Annotated in this window: 16 protein-coding genes and 1 tRNA gene; 10 read left to right on the top strand and 7 right to left on the bottom strand. The window is 59.5% G+C overall.

Features of this window, described 5'->3' with window-relative positions; all coding sequences use genetic code 11:
* Nucleotides 1-95: 95 nt before the first annotated feature.
* From DMZ65_RS01150 to DMZ65_RS01140, 3 genes are all read right to left on the bottom strand, one after another.
* The gene (locus DMZ65_RS01150; RefSeq protein WP_116597077.1) at nt 96-911 is read right to left on the bottom strand and encodes a lytic murein transglycosylase; all 816 of its coding nucleotides are present in this window, start codon (nt 909-911) and stop codon (nt 96-98) included.
* A gap of 196 nt (nt 912-1,107) precedes the next feature.
* A complete protein-coding gene (gene glnA, locus DMZ65_RS01145; protein ID WP_116597076.1) occupies nt 1,108-2,514 on the bottom strand; it encodes a type I glutamate--ammonia ligase in 1,407 nt (468 codons plus the stop codon).
* 115 nt (nt 2,515-2,629) lie between these two features.
* On the bottom strand, nt 2,630-2,968 hold the full coding sequence (locus DMZ65_RS01140) for a P-II family nitrogen regulator (protein WP_084349898.1): 339 nt from the start codon (nt 2,966-2,968) through the stop codon (nt 2,630-2,632).
* A gap of 252 nt (nt 2,969-3,220) precedes the next feature.
* Here DMZ65_RS01140 and DMZ65_RS01135 point away from each other — a divergent pair, with 252 nt between their 5' ends.
* From DMZ65_RS01135 to tig, 3 genes are all read left to right on the top strand, one after another.
* The gene (locus tag DMZ65_RS01135) at nt 3,221-4,951 is read left to right on the top strand and encodes an NAD(P)H-hydrate dehydratase (RefSeq protein WP_116597075.1); all 1,731 of its coding nucleotides are present in this window, start codon (nt 3,221-3,223) and stop codon (nt 4,949-4,951) included.
* A gap of 150 nt (nt 4,952-5,101) precedes the next feature.
* A tRNA-Leu gene (locus tag DMZ65_RS01130) sits at nt 5,102-5,186 on the top strand.
* Nucleotides 5,187-5,210: 24 nt separating this feature from the next.
* The gene (tig, locus tag DMZ65_RS01125; protein ID WP_116597074.1) at nt 5,211-6,545 is read left to right on the top strand and encodes a trigger factor; all 1,335 of its coding nucleotides are present in this window, start codon (nt 5,211-5,213) and stop codon (nt 6,543-6,545) included.
* Between the two features lie 321 nt (nt 6,546-6,866).
* On the opposite strand, the gene DMZ65_RS01120 is transcribed toward tig, so the two are convergent.
* The 4 genes from DMZ65_RS01120 to rpsF all read right to left on the bottom strand — a co-directional run bounded on the left by DMZ65_RS01120 (nt 6,867) and on the right by rpsF (nt 9,508).
* The gene (locus DMZ65_RS01120; RefSeq protein ID WP_116597073.1) at nt 6,867-7,943 is read right to left on the bottom strand and encodes a hypothetical protein; all 1,077 of its coding nucleotides are present in this window, start codon (nt 7,941-7,943) and stop codon (nt 6,867-6,869) included.
* A 316-nt stretch (nt 7,944-8,259) separates the two neighbouring features.
* Nucleotides 8,260-8,889 carry a 50S ribosomal protein L9 gene (gene rplI, locus DMZ65_RS01115; protein WP_116597072.1) on the bottom strand — a complete coding sequence of 210 codons (630 nt, stop codon included), beginning with the start codon at nt 8,887-8,889 and terminating at the stop codon, nt 8,260-8,262.
* A 12-nt stretch (nt 8,890-8,901) separates the two neighbouring features.
* Nucleotides 8,902-9,129: a 30S ribosomal protein S18 gene (rpsR, locus tag DMZ65_RS01110; RefSeq protein ID WP_025061827.1), complete on the bottom strand. Its 228-nt coding sequence runs from the start codon at nt 9,127-9,129 to the stop codon at nt 8,902-8,904.
* Nucleotides 9,130-9,154: 25 nt separating this feature from the next.
* Complete coding sequence (gene rpsF, locus DMZ65_RS01105) at nt 9,155-9,508, bottom strand: 30S ribosomal protein S6 (protein WP_116597546.1); 354 nt, start codon at nt 9,506-9,508, stop codon at nt 9,155-9,157.
* 242 nt (nt 9,509-9,750) lie between these two features.
* Here rpsF and fabD point away from each other — a divergent pair, with 242 nt between their 5' ends.
* From fabD to DMZ65_RS01070, 7 genes are all read left to right on the top strand, one after another.
* Nucleotides 9,751-10,689 carry an ACP S-malonyltransferase gene (gene fabD / locus DMZ65_RS01100; protein ID WP_116597071.1) on the top strand — a complete coding sequence of 313 codons (939 nt, stop codon included), beginning with the start codon at nt 9,751-9,753 and terminating at the stop codon, nt 10,687-10,689.
* A 258-nt stretch (nt 10,690-10,947) separates the two neighbouring features.
* Nucleotides 10,948-11,685 (top strand): 3-oxoacyl-ACP reductase FabG, encoded by a 738-nt coding sequence (fabG, locus tag DMZ65_RS01095; RefSeq protein WP_116597070.1) that lies wholly within the window; start codon nt 10,948-10,950, stop codon nt 11,683-11,685.
* Between the two features lie 204 nt (nt 11,686-11,889).
* Nucleotides 11,890-12,126 (top strand): acyl carrier protein, encoded by a 237-nt coding sequence (locus tag DMZ65_RS01090; protein WP_116597069.1) that lies wholly within the window; start codon nt 11,890-11,892, stop codon nt 12,124-12,126.
* A 269-nt stretch (nt 12,127-12,395) separates the two neighbouring features.
* Entirely contained in the window at nt 12,396-13,655 is a 1,260-nt protein-coding gene (gene fabF / locus DMZ65_RS01085) for a beta-ketoacyl-ACP synthase II (RefSeq protein WP_116597068.1), read from the top strand.
* On the top strand, nt 13,655-14,812 hold the full coding sequence (mltG, locus tag DMZ65_RS01080; protein WP_116597067.1) for an endolytic transglycosylase MltG: 1,158 nt from the start codon (nt 13,655-13,657) through the stop codon (nt 14,810-14,812). The genes fabF and mltG overlap by 1 nt, the downstream gene beginning before the upstream one ends.
* A 336-nt stretch (nt 14,813-15,148) precedes the next feature.
* On the top strand, nt 15,149-15,478 hold the full coding sequence (locus DMZ65_RS19620) for a hypothetical protein (protein WP_198662598.1): 330 nt from the start codon (nt 15,149-15,151) through the stop codon (nt 15,476-15,478).
* Complete coding sequence (locus DMZ65_RS01070) at nt 15,426-16,769, top strand: DNA-packaging protein (protein ID WP_116597545.1); 1,344 nt, start codon at nt 15,426-15,428, stop codon at nt 16,767-16,769. Before DMZ65_RS19620 ends, DMZ65_RS01070 begins: the two co-directional genes overlap by 53 nt.
* Nucleotides 16,770-16,910 lie beyond the last annotated feature (141 nt).

Genomic DNA, 16,910 nt, shown 5'->3' with positions numbered 1-16,910 from the left:
CTGTTGCAACCATCAAGAGCGGGCGCATCTTCATCTAGAACCTTACGTTTCCCTTTTAAGTCATTGATAAGTTTCTGTTAAGTGTGGCCTTTAACTCACCTTCCAATCCGTTGGGCCGCGTAGACAATCGCGCGTTGGTAGTTCCCACTGTCATTCCAGGCAGACAGCGCCTGAAAGTTGCGTGTGCCTTCGCCATATGGTTGACCGGGCTGCCAGCCGTTCTGGCGCAGCATATTGGCGGCAGAGGCCAGCGCGTCGGCCGCGCTATACGGATCGGCCTTGCCATCGCCGTTGGCGTCAACCCCGTAGCGCAGCCAGTTCTCGGCCAGAAACTGCATATGCCCCAATTCGCCCGACGGACCACCCTGCGTGCTGGTCGAGATCACCCCGCGATCCACCAGTTTCAAAGCCGCGATCGCGCTGCCTTCAAAACGCGGATGCCGTCGGCAATAGGAGGCCAGCGTGATCGCCCCGTCGACGATGGGCGTCTTGCCAAGATAGCCGCCCCAGCTTGTTTCCAGTCCCCAGATTGTCACCAGCAGATCGGCCGGTACGCCATAAGTCCGCTCGATCGACGAGAACGTGTTGGGATTCTTGCTTTTCTTTGAGCGCGCCATGTTGATGAAACTTTGCGCAGAGCTGCCTGAACGCTTGGCAAGAAACGCCGCCGGATCGCCGTATGAGACGCCGCTTTGGCTGGACGGGTTGGATTCGAACCGCCATGTCAGGCTGGACAGGGACGCGCTGCCAAGCGCCTGAAGGCCGCGTTGGCCGACTCCGTTGGCTGCGGCCTGCTGGCTGAGACCCTGCTTATAGGTGCCAAAGCTGCCCTTGTTCGTGATGCAATTCGCCGCCAATGCCGGAGAGGCAGTCAGCAGCGACAGGAAAAGGGCGGTAAAAATCGGACGCATTGCGGTCTCCGGAATAGGTAACTGATCGGGACGACCCTACCCGCAGTGATGCTCTGGGCCAAGAGGGAAGGCAAATGCGGTTTTTCGGCGCGGCAATGCGCGCAAGAGCGCGTCGAAGCGATGTTCTTTCCGAAGGCAGAAAAGAAAAAGGGCGTCCGTGAAGACGCCCCGTTCCGATAGCTGTTCCTGCTGGACATCAGCAGCTGTAATACATGCCGAATTCGACCGGGTGCGGTGTTTGTTCGTAAAGTTCGACCTCTTCCATCTTCAGCGCGATATAGCCGTCGATCTGGTCCTTCGTGAACACGTCACCCGCCAGAAGGAAGCCGTGATCGGCCTTGAGGGCGTCCATCGCTTCGCGCAGCGAGCCGCAAACCGTCGGGATGCCTTCCAGCTCTTCCGGCGGCAAATCGTACAGGTTCTTGTCCATCGCTTCGCCCGGATCAATCTTGTTCTTGATACCGTCGAGTCCGGCCATCAGCAGGGCCGCAAAGCAAAGATAGGGGTTTGCGGCGGGATCGGGGAAACGTGCCTCGACGCGCTTTGCCTTGGGCGATTCGGTCCAGGGAATACGAACGCAGCCGGACCGGTTGCTGGCCGAATAGGCGCGCAGCACCGGGGCCTCGAAGCCGGGGATCAGCCGCTTGTAGCTGTTGGTCGCCGGGTTGGTAAAGGCGTTAAGCGTCTTGGCGTGTTTCAGGATGCCACCGATGAAATACAGCGCTTCCTGGCTGAGATCGGCGTATTTGTCGCCCGCGAAGAGCGGCTTGCCGTCTTTCCAGATCGACATGTTCACATGCATGCCGGTGCCGTTGTCGCCGTAGATCGGCTTGGGCATGAAGGTCGCGGTCTTGCCGTAAGCCTGCGCCACGTTGTGAATGACGTATTTGTATTTCTGCAACTCGTCGGCCTGCTTTGTCAGCGTGCCGAAAATCAGGCCCAGTTCATGCTGACAGGACGCAACCTCGTGGTGGTGCTTGTCGACCTTCATGCCGAGGCGCTTCATGGTGGTCAGCATTTCGGCGCGGATGTCCTGACCGTCATCGATCGGGTTGACCGGGAAATACCCGCCCTTCAGGCCGGGGCGGTGCCCGGTATTGCCCATTTCATATTGTGTGTCGCTGTTCCAGGACGCATCCATCGCATCAACTTCGTATGATACCTTGTTGATCGAGTTGGAAAAACGAACGTCGTCAAATAGAAAGAACTCGGCTTCCGGACCCCAGTAGGACACGTCGCCGATGCCAGAGGATTTCAGGTAAGCCTCTGCCTTTTCCGCGGTGCCGCGCGGGTCACGTTCATAGCTTTCGCCGGTATCCGGCTCGACGACAGAGCAATGGATGCAAAGCGTCTTTTCGGCATAGAACGGATCGATATAGGCGCTTTCAGTGTCGGGCATCAGCTTCATGTCCGAGGCTTCGATCGATTTCCAGCCACCAATCGAGGAGCCATCGAACATGAAACCCTCTTCCAGGAAATCGTCGTCGACCAGGTCGGAAACCACCGTGACGTGCTGCAACTTGCCACGCGGGTCGGTGAAGCGAATATCGACATAAGCGATATCCTCGTCCTTGATCATTTTCAGAATTGCGTCATTGCTCATCTTTGGTTGTCCTCTTCTCATCGCGTCCCGGCCGGTGGCCGTGAGCTTTCATCTAGAATTCAAATCGGGTGGCAGTGTTGAAGCGTCGAGGCCCCGGATCAGGTCCGGGGCAGGCTCAGAGCGCGTCTGAGCCGGTCTCTCCGGTTCGGATGCGGATCGCCTGTTCGACCGGGCTGACGAAAATCTTGCCGTCGCCGATCTTGTCGGTCTTGGCCGCGTCGATGATTGCCGCGATGGCATCATCGACCAGATCATCGTCCAGCACGACCTCGATCTTCACCTTGGGCAGGAAATCGACGACATATTCCGCGCCTCGGTAGAGTTCAGTATGGCCCTTCTGGCGTCCGAAACCTTTGACTTCGATGACGCTCAGCCCCTGTATGCCAGCATCTTGCAGGGCTTCTTTCACCTCATCAAGCTTGAATGGCTTGATAATCGCCTCGATCTTCTTCATCTGAAATCTCCGTCGCAACAGGTGTCGCTAGGGGTTGATCATGGGGGGCATCGTGGCTCAATCGGATTCGGGTGATATGGCTGTTTCGACGCCGGATGTCAGAATGGGATGCACATAATTTGTGCGTTCTGACTTAATAATAGGCGAACAGAAAACTCTGTATGCCAACCCGCACGGTTGTCCTCTTGTCAGCTATGTCCTGAAGGGCGGATAAGGGGTCGAACGCTTACACCAGAGACAGGACAGTTGTGCATGGCCGAACTTCTGACCGCCGCGCAGATGCGCGCCATTGAACAGGCCGCGATAAACAGCGGCGAGGTTAGTGGTCTGGAATTGATGGAGCGGGCAGGGCGGGGTGTCGTCGAGGCGATTTTCGAGGAATGGCCGGCGTTTGCACGAGATACGACGTCGGAGCGGGGGCCAGCCCCCACACCCCCGGAGTATTTGGTCCAAGAAGAAGAGGCAAGTATTCTGCGGGCCGTTGTGCTGTGCGGGCCGGGGAATAATGGGGGAGACGGGTTTGTTGTGGCGCGGTTGCTGCAAGGACAGGGCTGGAAGGTACAGGTTTTCCTCTATGGTGATCCGTCGCAACTGCCGGCCGATGCGAAAGTGAATTATGAGCGGTGGTGCGCGCTGGGATCGACCTATTCATTTTTGCAATACGAAGAAAAATTGTGGAACTGCGACCTGCTGGTGGATGCACTGTTCGGAACCGGGCTTAAGCGCGCGGTTCGGGAATTTGATGGCCTATTCTCAAAAATGGAAGATATGGTGGGGCCCCGTCCCATTGAGGTTGGGCATGAAAACGGTCGGGCGGCCATCGTCGCCATCGACCTTCCAACTGGCATTTGCGCTGATAGTGGCCGCATATTCGCGATCTCAGACTCTCGACACGGGGTCTCAGCCAGCGCGCATCTGACAGTGACCTTTCATGGCATGAAATTGGGGCACGTCTTGGCTGATGGACCAGATCATTGTGGCAAGGTCGTCGTCAAAACTCTGGGGATTGAGACGTTTGTCTCCCGGTGGTTGCGTGAGGGGCCGGACGGACAGCGGGACGGGTGGCATGAGCAGGTCACGCTTGCCAGAGTTCCGATCTGTCTCGGAAAAGAAGGTTATCAGCATAAGTACTCTCATGGCCACGCCCTGATCATGTCCGGTGGTGCAGGGCGCACGGGGGCGGCACGGCTGGCGGCGCGGGGTGCTTTGCGGGTCGGGGCGGGGCTGGTGACTTTGGGTGTGCCCGGCTCGGCGCAGATGGAGGTGGCCTGTCAGATCAGCGCGATGATGCTGAAGCGGATTGAGGATGGTGGCGGGGTGGCTTCGGCGCTGGAAGACCGGCGCATCAATGCGCTGTGTCTGGGGCCGGGATTGGGACTGGATGAGCGCGCGGCGGGGCTGCTCGCCGCAGCGCTGCGCGCCCCGGCCCCCGAGCCGGGGCCTTCTGTTTCGCAAGGCCCCGGGTCAAGCCCGGGGCGGGCAGTGCTGCTGGATGCTGACGCGCTGAGCCTGCTTGCGTGCGACCCGGATCTGTTTGCATTGGTGCATGATCAGTGCGTGCTGACGCCACATGCGGGTGAATTCAAACGGCTGTTTCCTGACATCGCTGAAAAATCGAACGCTCCCGCAACCAAAGGTCCGGCCTATTCCAAGGTCGATGCCACATGTGCAGCGGCCAAACGGGCAGGATGCGTGGTGCTCTTCAAGGGGCCGGACACGGTGATCGCCGATCCTTCCGGGGCTTGCAGGATAAACTTGGCCAAATATGATCGTGCCGCACCTTGGCTCGCGACGGCCGGGTCGGGGGACGTGTTGGCGGGGTTCATCACCGGATTGCTGGCGCGCGGCTATTGTCCGATGGACGCCGCTGCAAGTGCCGCCTGGCTGCATGTGGAATGCGCGCGCAGCTTTGGGCCGGGCCTGATAGCTGAGGACCTGCCGGAGGTTTTGCCCCAGGTCCTGAGCCGTCTTCTGGGGGATTGAGATCCACTCTGTTTCGGCCGCGTGTTGCCTGTACCGGAAAAACCCTGCCGCCCTGTCCGTTTCAGGCGAATTTTCCGCTCGCATCCGGCTTGCGGGTTTGCTAGACAGCGCCGGACTTGGGCGGCCCGTTGGGCTGCCTCTTGGGTTTTTGCGGGTGTGGCGAAATTGGTAGACGCACCAGATTTAGGTTCTGGCGCCGCAAGGCGTGGGGGTTCAAGTCCCTCCACCCGCACCAGAGAATGAGAAAAAGGACACGTAAATGCAGGTCACCGAGACTCTGAACGAAGGGTTGAAGCGCGGATACGCGATCACCGTCAGCGCTGATGAGCTTGACGCGAAGGTCAACGAAAAGCTGGCCGAGGCGCAGCCCGAGGTTGAGATGAAGGGCTTTCGCAAGGGTAAGGTTCCGATGCCGCTGCTGAAAAAGCAGTTCGGCCAGCGTCTCCTGGGGGAGGCGATGCAGGAAACCATCGACGGCGCGATGAACCAGCATTTCGAAGACAGCGGCGACCGTCCGGCAGCCCAGCCCGAGGTCAAGATGACCAATGAGGACTGGAAAGAAGGCGACGACGTCAATGTCGAGATGAGCTATGAGGCGCTTCCGACGATCCCCGAGGTCGATCTAAGCGTGATCAAGCTGGAAAAGCTGGTGGCCAAGGCGGATGACGCTTCGGTGACCGAGGCGCTGGAAAACCTGGCTGAGACCGCGCAGAATTTCGAGGACCGTGAAGAGGGTGCCGCAGCTGAGGATGGCGACCAGATCGTGATTGATTTCGTCGGCAAGGTGGATGGCGAAGCGTTCGAAGGCGGCTCTGCCGAGGATTATCCGCTGACGCTGGGATCAAACAGCTTCATCCCCGGTTTCGAAGAGCAGCTTGTCGGCGTGAAAGCAGGCGACGAGAAGGCCGTCGAAGTGTCGTTCCCCGAGGACTATCAGGCCGAGCATCTGGCAGGCAAAGCGGCGATCTTCGATTGCACCGTCAAGTCGGTGAAGGCACCTCAGGCTGCAGTAATCGACGACGAGCTGGCCAAGCGTTTTGGTGCCGATGATCTGGCCGCGCTGAAAACCCAGATCTCCGAGCGTCTTGAAGCCGAATATGCGGGCGCGGCCCGTGCAGTGATGAAGCGCGGACTGCTGGATCAGCTGGATACTATTGTCAGCTTCGAGCTGCCGCCGTCGCTGGTGGATGCCGAAGCCAAGCAGATCGCGCATCAGCTTTGGCACGAAGAAAACCCCGAAGTCGAAGGCCATGACCACGATCCGGTAGAGCCTACCGACGAGCACAAAAAGCTGGCCGAGCGCCGCGTGCGTCTGGGCCTGCTTCTGGCGGAACTGGGCCAGAAGGCCGAGATTCAGGTCACCGATGCCGAGATGACGCAGGCGATCATGAACCAGGCGCGGCAGTATCCGGGCCAGGAACGCCAGTTCTTTGAGTTCATCCAGCAGAATCAGCAGATGCAGCAGCAGATGCGCGCGCCGATCTTCGAGGACAAGGTCGTTGATCATATCGTCGAACAGGCTGATGTGACCGAGAAGGAAATCTCGAAGGATGATCTTCAGAAGGCGGTCGAGGCGCTGGAAGAAGACGAATAATCTTCGATTTTTTCGAAATTACATGAAACCGCGCCCTTCGCTGGCGCGGTTTTTTTGTGTGCGGTGTGAATTGGCGTTTGAGTTAAGGCGACATCAGTGCCGATGTGAAGACACTGCGTTGAACGGGTAATCCGCATTATACTGGCGACCGCGCCATTCGCTAACAGTGCATTTGTTAGTAGGTGTGCGTATGTGTTCGCACGGCATTGAGTTAGCCGAGATCAAGCTGACCACATAGGCATTCGTAATAGCGGGCCAGCCATTAGCAGGCCTTCCAGATGCCTATCGCAGCTGTCAAAAAACTAAAAATAATGATGTTGACTACGCGTTGGCAGGCTCTGTGTCCGATGGGCAGCCGCATGAACCGCAGAACTTGTAGAACGAGTTTTCGCGCGTGCCGCATTGTCCGCATTTGTCGAACAAGCAAAACCCGCAATGGACGCAGTAATCCACATGCGCTTCGACAGATCCGCTCTTTTTACCGGTTACCTTGGGTTGAAAATGTCTGTCGCAGCTTGGGCAGACACCCTCGGATATCTTCTTGACGGCCTGTTCGTACTCGATTGTTTTGCGTTTTTCAGCTTCGGGTTTTTCCTCTTCGTTCTTCTTGTTCTGAATATACCGGCCCATGCCTTTGACTGCGAAATGTGCGAATAGCAGAGAAAGGACTATCCCGACGCCCGTTCTGACATATCCGCCGTATGAGGGCAGGTAGGGGACCAGCTCGACGAAAAAGGCAAAGAGCGAGAACATGACAAAGCTGCGGTAGACCGGCCAATAGGTGGTGCCGCGTTTTTTGACGAACAGCCAGATGGAGATAAGCAATAACGGTAGGGTCAGCGCCAGCCGGTAGAGGAATACTTTCAGGATCTCGTTCTGGCGCGCTTTTTCGTAGGGTGCCGTTGCAGCGTCAAATATTTGATCGCGCTGAACCCGAAGAGATTGCAACATACGGTTGGTCTCGACCTGCTGTTGTTCCAGCGATTGTACCGCTTGCTGGGCGTCGCGCTCTTGGGTTTTCAGCAGTTCAATCGCTTCTACGCGATCAACCACTTGCTGGTTTTGTTCGGTCAATCCGGTTGCACCGCGCGTCCTGATCCAGCTCTCAAAGTTTGACCGCTGGGTTTGATAATCCAATCTGCGGGATTCCAGGACAAACTTCGCATCTTCGATGTCATTTTCGGTGCTCTGCATCGAGAGTTCGAGCTTGTCGATTTCCTCTTCGGTCGTTTCAAGCGCCTGCGTATCGACGAATTCCAGCTTGGACACGGGTTGCCCGGCTGTCGGCAGGTCGGACAAGACCAATCCGCCAAGCTCGATCAGGAAAACTGTGATGACGAGTGACAGCAACCACATCGCGACATTGTAGAAAAAAAGGGGACGGCGGGCGGCTTTCATGTGTCATCCTGTGTGGTGTGGGTCGAAGACTGGGCAGTCGGAGTGTCGCGCATTTTTCCAGTAACGTAGCGCGGGTGTAGGCTGTGGAAGCTGCCCGCAGGTTATCGTTTTGCAGATTGTAGCGAAAACGCTTTCGTACAAAAACGACTTATCTTACGGGATGTTATCTGTCGGTCGTGGGGGTCGGCCGTTCGCCGAGAGCTTGCCATTCGCAGACAGCAACGGTGATGGCGGATTAATAGAGCAGCCCATAAAAAGACCGCGCGGGGTGGGCCCGCGCGGTCTGAACGTCCCTGCTGGGGGACGTGGCGAAGACTTAGTTGTCTTCGGATGTCTCTTCGGCCTCGGCTGCGGCGTTGACCACATCGCGGGGCGCGTCGTCGTCCTCGGCAGCAGAGCCGATATCGTCGAACAGTTCGGCGATCTCGAAATCTGCGGCGGCCTCTTCTTCGGCGGCCAGTTCCTGGATCGACTTGCCGGATGCCTGAAGCTCTGCCTCTTCGGGCGAGCGGGCGACATTCAGCGTGATCGTCACCATGACCTCGGGGTGAAGGTTCACCTCAAGTTCGTGCAGACCCAATACCTTGATGGGCTCGCGGATGATGATCTGCTTGCGGTCCAGCGAGAAGCCGGCCTCGGTCGCGGTGTCCGCGGCGTCACGCGTGGTGACAGAACCGTAGAGGTTGCCGCCGTCGGATGCTTGGCGAATCACGATGAACTGCTCACCGTCGAGCTTTTCACCAAGTGCTTCGGCTTCCTTGCGGCTGTCGAGGTTGCGGGCTTCGAGATGCGCTTTTTGTGCTTCGAATGCCTTGATGTTGTCTTCCGACGCGGTCAGGGCTTTCTTCTGCAACAGCAGGTAGTTGCGGGCGTAGCCGGGCTTGACGTCAACGACGTCGCCCATCTGGCCGAGTTTCGCAACGCGTTCGAGAAGGATGACTTGCATGGTGCTTACTCCTTACTTCACTGCGTAGGGCAGCAGGGCGAGGAAACGGGCGCGCTTGATTGCACGGGCCAGTTCACGCTGCTTCTTGGCCGAGACGGCGGTGATGCGGCTGGGGACGATCTTGCCACGCTCAGAGATGTAGCGTTGCAGCAGACGTGTGTCCTTGTAGTCGATCGCAGGTGCATTGTCGCCCGAGAAGGGGCAAACTTTACGACGGCGGAAAAATGGTTTTGTTGCCATGGTTTAGCGTCCTTTTCTCAGGTGATCAACGGCGCTCGCGGCGGTTGTCCCGCTCGTCGCGCTTCTGCATCTGGACCGAGGGTCCTTCGGCGTGCTCGTCGACCTTGATGGTCAGAACGCGCATCACATCGTCATGCAGACGCATCAGGCGTTCCATTTCCTGTACGGCCTCGGAAGGGGCGTTCGTGCGCAGGAAGGCATAGTGGCCCTTGCGGTTCTTGTTGATCTTGTACGCCATGGTCTTGACGCCCCAATACTCGTGTTCCACGAGTGTGCCGCCGTTATCGGCGAGGACGGTGCCGAAATGTTCAACAAGGCCTTCGGCCTGGGTGTTGGACAAGTCCTGACGCGAAATGAAAACATGCTCATACAGTGGCATGCGGTCTCCGTTCATATTGCGGCGCATTTCAAAGGACAGGTCTGTGATCCTTCCGCCCCTGCCCACGAGAGTCTGCGCGGTGTGTCTGTACTTGCGAAAGGAGCGCTCCGTATACACGGAAATGTCCTGGGTGCAAGTCTGCCCGCGGAGGTGTCAACTGCGTTGCGCGAAAGCTGCTGTGACGGTACATCAGGTCCAACCGCCCCGACAGAGAGGGGCCGCACATCACAAGGGGGCATTAGATGAGCCGCGCATTCGTATTTCCTGGGCAGGGTGTCCAGACTATCGGCATGGGGCAGGCGCTTGCCCAGGCCTATCCGCAGGCGCAGGCCGTGTTTGACGAGGTGGACGACGCGCTTGGCGAAAAGCTGAGCACACTGATCTGGGAAGGCGAGGCGGATGCGCTGACGCTGACACAGAACGCGCAGCCCGCACTGATGGCCACCTCGCTTGCCGCGATGCGGGCACTGGAGGCAGAAGGCGTGGCGATGGATGCGGCCGCTTATGTGGCGGGTCATTCGCTGGGCGAATATTCCGCGCTGGCGGCAACCGGTGCGATCAGCATCGCCGACACCGCACGGCTTTTGCGGATTCGTGGCAAGGCCATGCAAGAAGCCGTGCCTGTCGGTGCCGGAGCCATGGCCGCGTTGTTGGGGCTGGATTTCGACACCGCGCGCGCCGTCGCGCAAGAGGCCGCGCAGGGCGAGGTTTGCGAGGCTGCGAATGACAACGACCCGGCGCAGGTTGTCGTATCCGGGCACAAGGCAGCCGTGGAACGCGCCGTCGAGATCGCCAAGGAAAAAGGGGCGCGGCGCGCCGTGTTGCTTCCCGTAAGCGCGCCTTTCCATTGTCAGTTGATGGAGCCTGCCGCCCGCGCGATGGCAGAGGCTTTGGAGGATGTCGAAATCTCCAACCCGTCCGTGCGGCTGGTGGCGAATGTTCTGGCCCATGATGTCGCCAACCCCGAAACCATCCGCTCTTTGCTGGTGCAGCAAGTCACTGGATCGGTGCGGTGGCGTGAAAGCGTGGGGTTCATGGCGGCGCAGGGCGTCACCGAGATCTGGGAGATCGGCGCGGGCAAGGCGCTGTCGGGCATGATCCGGCGGATCGACAAAACCATCGCGACGCGCAATATCGGCACACCCGACGAGGTCAAGGCGGCGGCAGAAAGCCTGAGCTGAAGAATGTCGCACAGGCCGCTTCGGCAGGTCACAAGAGAATCGTGAAGCGGGATTTGCCGGTGACGCTTAACGCTGGCAGGTATCGAGTGTGACGCAAACAATCTTTGTCTCTGGCTGCGGGGCAAGGCGTTACCGGGCGGGGTGAGATCGCGATTTGCTCGTCTTGATTATGAGGCCATGCAATGCGATACGCCTCAAATATGGAACATCGCGGCACGGTCGGCAAAATAGCAGGCCCGCCGCAAACGAGGGACAGGTATGTTCGATCTGACTGGAAAAACCGCGCTGATCACCGGCGCTTCGGGAGGTATCGGCGGCGAGATTGCGCGCGTGTTGCACGGCGCGGGCGCCACGGTAGGGCTGAGTGGCACACGGACCGAACCGCTTGAGGCGCTGGCCGCCGAGCTTGGCGAGCGTGCGCATGTCCTGCCGTGCAACCTGTCGGATTTCGCAGCCGTTGATGCCCTTCCCAAGCAGGCAATCGAGGCGATGGGCAGTCTGGATATTCTGGTCAACAATGCCGGGATCACGCGGGATAATCTGTTCATGCGGATGTCGGATGACGAATGGCAATCGGTGATCGATGTGAACCTGACCGCGACATTCAAGCTGTGCAAAGGGGTGCTGCGCGGCATGATGAAGGCGCGCTGGGGGCGCATCGTGAATATCTCGTCCGTTGTCGGGGCCACCGGCAATCCCGGTCAGGGCAACTATGCCGCCGCCAAGGCGGGTGTGATCGGCATGTCGAAGTCGTTGGCCTATGAGGTCGCAAGCCGCGGCATCACCGTCAATGCGGTGGCACCGGGGTTTATCACCACCGCGATGACAGACAAGCTGAACGACGATCAGAAATCCGCGATCATGGGACAAATTCCGGCAGGCCGCATGGGCGATCCGGCCGAAATTGCCGCTGCGGTTCTGTATCTTGCCGCGCCAGAGGCCGGTTATGTCACCGGAACCACCTTGCACGTCAATGGCGGTATGGCCATGTTGTAAAAGCGTCTTTGGCACCGGTGCGAAAGCGTTTGCCAACGCTGCACCATGTGCTATAGGCGCAGAAGTTTCGGGCAGAAGGGGGAAACCCTTTCGAATCCGACCCGCATCGCGGGGAGTTGAGCCGCCCGCAAGGGCACTTGAAAACCCCGCAGGGGCGAGGGATAATCCGGGCGCAAGTCCCGACAATACCGTGAGGAAGACAATATGAGCGACGTCGCAGATCGCGTTAAGAAGATCGTGGTAGAGCACTTGGGTGTCGAGGAAAGCAAGGTCGTGGACAACGCCTCGTTCATCGACGATCTGGGCGCAGACAGCCTTGATACCGTGGAACTGGTCATGGCCTTCGAAGAGGAATTCGGCATCGAAATTCCCGACGACGCCGCGGAAACCATTCAGACCTTCGGCGACGCGGTTGGATTCATCTCCAACGCCAACGCCTGAGCCCCAACAGTCATAGAGACAGCGCAAACGGCCTCCGTCACGGGGGCCGTTTTCGTTTGTGGGGTCGCACAAGCACCTGCGGAGCCGTGATTGGTGCCTTTCTGACAGGCGATAAAGGCACAAATTGGGGCGATGCTTGCGGGATGTCGCGGGCGCAGGATCATGCCGGGCCGTGCGGAACTTTGTCAAAGTGATAGCCGACGGTCTTGCCCCCTTGCCCGCATGCAGGGTAAGAGCGGCAGGAACGAAATTGATGGAAGGACAACCGAATGCGCCGTGTTGTTGTCACAGGACTTGGCCTTGTCACCCCCTTGGCCAGCGGGGTCGAGGAAAGTTGGAGACGCATTCTGGATGGGCAATCGGGTGCGGGGAAGATCTCGCGGTTCGATGCCAGCCATCTGGCAACTGACTATGCCTGCGAAGTGCCGCATGGTGATGGAACCGACGGTACGTTCAATCCAGATGACTGGATGGCACCAAAAGACCAGCGCAAGGTCGATACGTTCATCCTTTACGGTATTGCCGCAGCGGCGCAGGCTGTCGAAGATGCGGGCTGGACCCCGGATGATCGGGCGGAACTGGATCGGACCGGCGTTCTGATCGGATCCGGCATTGGCGGGCTGAACTCCATCGCCGAGACGGCCTTGGTTCTGCGGGACCGCGGGCCGCGGCGCGTGTCGCCGTTCTTTGTTCCGGGGGCGCTGATCAATCTGATCTCGGGTCAGGTCAGCATTCGTTACGGATTCCGTGGGCCGAACCATTCGGTTGTGACGGCCTGTTCCACTGGTGCGCATGCGATCGGCGATGCAGCCAGGCTGATCCGCGACGACGATGCCGATGTGATGATCGCCGGCGGGGCCGAGGCGTCGATCTCGGAGATCGGTATCGCCGGTTTCAACGCTTGCAAGGCGCTGTCCACCAAGCGCAGCGATGAACCCACAAAGGCTAGCCGCCCCTATGATGTCGATAGCGACGGGTTTGTCATGGGCGAAGGGTCTGGCATCGTGGTGCTGGAAGAATACGAACACGCCAAGGCGCGCGGTGCCAAGATCTATGCCGAGGTGATCGGTTACGGTCTGTCGGGCGACGCCTATCACATCACCGCGCCGTCAGAGGATGGCGACGGCGCGGAACGCTGCATGCGCATGGCGCTGAAAAAGGCCGGGCTGCAACCGTCCGATATTGATTATATCAACGCGCATGGCACCAGTACGATGGCGGACAAGATCGAATTGGGCGCGGTAGAGCGCATGATGGGCGATGCCGCAGACAAGGTCACCATGTCCTCGACCAAGTCGATGACCGGGCACCTGCTGGGTGCTGCTGGCGCGATCGAGGCGATCTTCTCGATTCTCGCGATCCGTGATCAGGTGGCACCGCCGACGATCAACCTCGACAATCCGGCGGTGGAAACGAAGGTGGACCTTGCCCCCAACGCCAAGCGCGAGCGCAAGATCAACGTGGCCCTGTCCAACAGCTTCGGCTTTGGCGGCACCAATGCCAGCGTGATCTTCAGAAAGGTCGACTGATGTGGCGCCATATCGCGTCTAACGCGCTGACGTTCTTCGTCGTTTTGCTGTTTCTGGCCGGGGGCGTGGTGATGTGGGGGCGGTCGCAATATCTGTCCGAAGGTCCGCTGGAGCAGGCAATCTGCGTGCAGGTCGAACGTGGGACCAACCTGCGCGCTGTGTCGCGCAATCTGGAAGGTCAGGGGGCCGTCACAAGCGGGGCGATTCTGCGGATCGGCGCGGATTACATGGACAAGGCGCAAGACCTGAAAGCGGGCAGTTTTCTGGTGCCGGAAGGCGCGTCGATGGCAGAAATTGTCGATATCGTGACCCGTGGCGGTGCCAGCACCTGCGGGACAGAGATTGTTTACCGCATCGGCGTGACTGCGGCGGAAATCCAGGTGCGAGAGCTTGATCCGGCCAGTGGCCGCTATTCCGAACGGGCAAAGTTTGCGCCCGGCGATGCAGAGACCAATCCGGTTTATGCCGAGATGCGCGAAAAGGACGACACCCGGTACCGCGTTGCGCTGGCCGAAGGCGTGACCAGTTGGCAGGTGGTGCAGGAATTGGCGTCGCTGGACCTGCTGGAGGGCGAGGCAGAGGTTCCGGCAGAAGGCAGTCTTGCGCCCGACAGCTATGAGGTTCAGCCCGGCGATACGCTGGATTCGGTGATCGCCCGGATGCAGGGCGCACAGGACGCAATCCTTGCCGATGCCTGGGCGAACCGCGCCGATGATCTGCCGCTGGAAACGCCGGAAGAGGCGTTGATCCTTGCCTCGATCATCGAGAAAGAGACGGGCAATGCTGAAGAGCGCGGACAGGTTGCCTCGGTCTTTACCAACCGGCTGCGCGCGGACATGCCGCTGCAAACCGACCCGACGGTCATCTATGGCGTGACCGAAGGCAAAGGCGTGCTGGGGCGCGGGTTGCGTCGGTCGGAACTGGACCGCGAGACGCCGTGGAACACCTATGTCATCAAGGGTCTGCCGCCGACGCCGATCGCCAATCCGGGACGTGCCAGCATCGTGGCGGCACTCAACCCGTCGGATACGGACTTCATCTATTTTGTCGCGCGCACGCTCAATCCGGCCGATGGTCACAACTTCGCGGTGACGCTGGACGAACATAATCGCAACGTGGCGGCTTACCGTGCGCTGGAGGCGCAGCGCAATCAGTAACGCCACCGCGCGGTGTGGTTTCGAAAAAGTTAATCACTTGATTTAGAAGGCGGGGCTATCCTTGGGGGTGGCGCCGCCTTTTTCCTTTGTCCGAAAAATGGCGAAAAGCGATGGTTTTCACGTTATGCTCAGGTTGAGGGGGAGCGGTTATTAACCTTTATATACAATTACTTACGGAATCTTTTGGGCGTGTTTAGGTTTGACTCTGCGAACGATCTCCCGTATAGGTTGTGGCATGCTGGAACAGGTGGGCGAACGGCCCCGGGGGTGACCCCGGTGGCCGTTTTTTCATGCGGTTCGGGCGGAGGATCACTCAATCGAGAGGTCATCGAGCACATGACACTTATTACCCCGGAAGAAGGGTTTGCCGAATTGGAAAACGTGGCCCGCGAGGTCCGCGAAGAGCTTCGGGAAGCACGAAAAGATTTGCAGGATCTGAGGCAACGGGTCCGCGCCGGGGAAGTCGGAACGGAAACAGAGGGCCTGAAGATACTCGCATATGTGAGATCCATGTTGAAGGCTGCCAGCGAAACGGAGGCGCAACTTGCAAAAGCACAACGAGACAGAGCCGGAATTGTCCGGGATTACGCGATCGATTTCGACGCCGCCCGATCTGAGATCGGGTGCCGCCTGGATCGCTTGCGCAGATGCTGCCGTGAGGAATGAGTTCCTGAACGATATGACCGAGGGAGAGCTTCTGGCTCTCCCTTACATTTTCGAGTTCTGGGCGCTGGACCATCAATTGCCGCCGGTGGGGGATTGGCGGTCCTGGGTCATTCTGGGCGGGCGCGGCGCGGGCAAGACGCGCGCCGGGTCCGAATGGGTCCGGTCCATGGTAGAGGGGTCGCGTCCGCGCGATCCCGGCCGGGCGAAACGCGTGGCGCTGGTCGGCGAAACTTTGGATCAGGTGCGCGAAGTGATGGTGTTTGGTGAAAGCGGCATTCTGGCCTGTTCACCCCCGGACCGACAGCCTGAATGGCACGGTGGCCGGCGCACGCTGATCTGGCCGAACGGGGCCGAAGCGATGGCCTTTTCCGCGCATGAGCCTGAATCGCTGCGCGGGCCGCAATTCGATGCCGCCTGGGTGGATGAGTTGGCCAAGTGGAAACGCGCGCAGGACACCTGGGACATGCTGCAATTCGGTTTGCGTTTGGGGGAGTGTCCGCAGCAATGCGTGACGACGACGCCGCGCAATGTGGGTGTGCTCAAGCAGTTGTTGAAATTGGACTCGACCGTTGTCAGCCATGCGCCCACTGAGGCGAACCGTGCCAATTTGGCGGATAGTTTTCTGGCCGAGGTGCGGGCGCGCTATGCCGGGACGCGGCTGGGGCGGCAGGAACTGGACGGCGTGTTGATGGAAGACGAGGAAGGCGCGTTGTGGACGCATGCCGTGCTGGATGAGGTGCGGATCGACAAGGCGGGCGCGTTCGACCGGGTGCTGGTCGCGGTCGATCCACCGGTCAGTGGCCATGCGGGCTCTGACGAATGCGGGATCGTGGCGATCGGTGTGAACATGCAGGGGCCGGTGCAGGATTGGCGCGCCGTGGTGCTGGAAGATGCCAGCGTGCGCGCGGCCAGCCCGATGACATGGGCGCGCGCCGCGATTACTTGCATGGAGCATTGGGGGGCTGATCGTCTGGTGGCCGAGGTCAACCAGGGCGGCGACATGGTCGAACAGGTGATCCGGCAGGTCGATCCGTTGGTGCCGGTGACGAAGGTTCATGCCGCGAAAGGCAAGATCGCACGGGCCGAGCCTGTCGCGGCTTTGTATGAGCAGGGGCGCGTCAGCCACCTGCGCGGCCTTGGCGATCTGGAGGACCAGATGTGCCGCATGACCTTGCAGGGCTATCAGGGCAAGGGATCGCCGGACCGCGTGGATGCGCTGGTCTGGGCGTTGACAGAGGGCATGATCCAACCGGCGGCGGGCTGGCGCAAACCGCAGTTGCGCGCGCTTTAGGGGGTGCGAACGCAGTGGTTAAGCGACCTTAACCATTAAAGCCTAGATTGGTTTCAACGGCGGCGGGCAACCTCGTCAGACTGACAGCAAGACGGACAGACAGCCAGAGTGGCAGGCAGGCAGGACGGGCCGCGCGAAACA

Source organism: Primorskyibacter marinus (assembly GCF_003313245.1).
GTDB lineage: Bacteria > Pseudomonadota > Alphaproteobacteria > Rhodobacterales > Rhodobacteraceae > Primorskyibacter > Primorskyibacter marinus.
The sequence above is the reverse complement of the archived record's forward strand: the minus strand, read 5'-3'. Positions and strand labels throughout refer to the sequence as shown.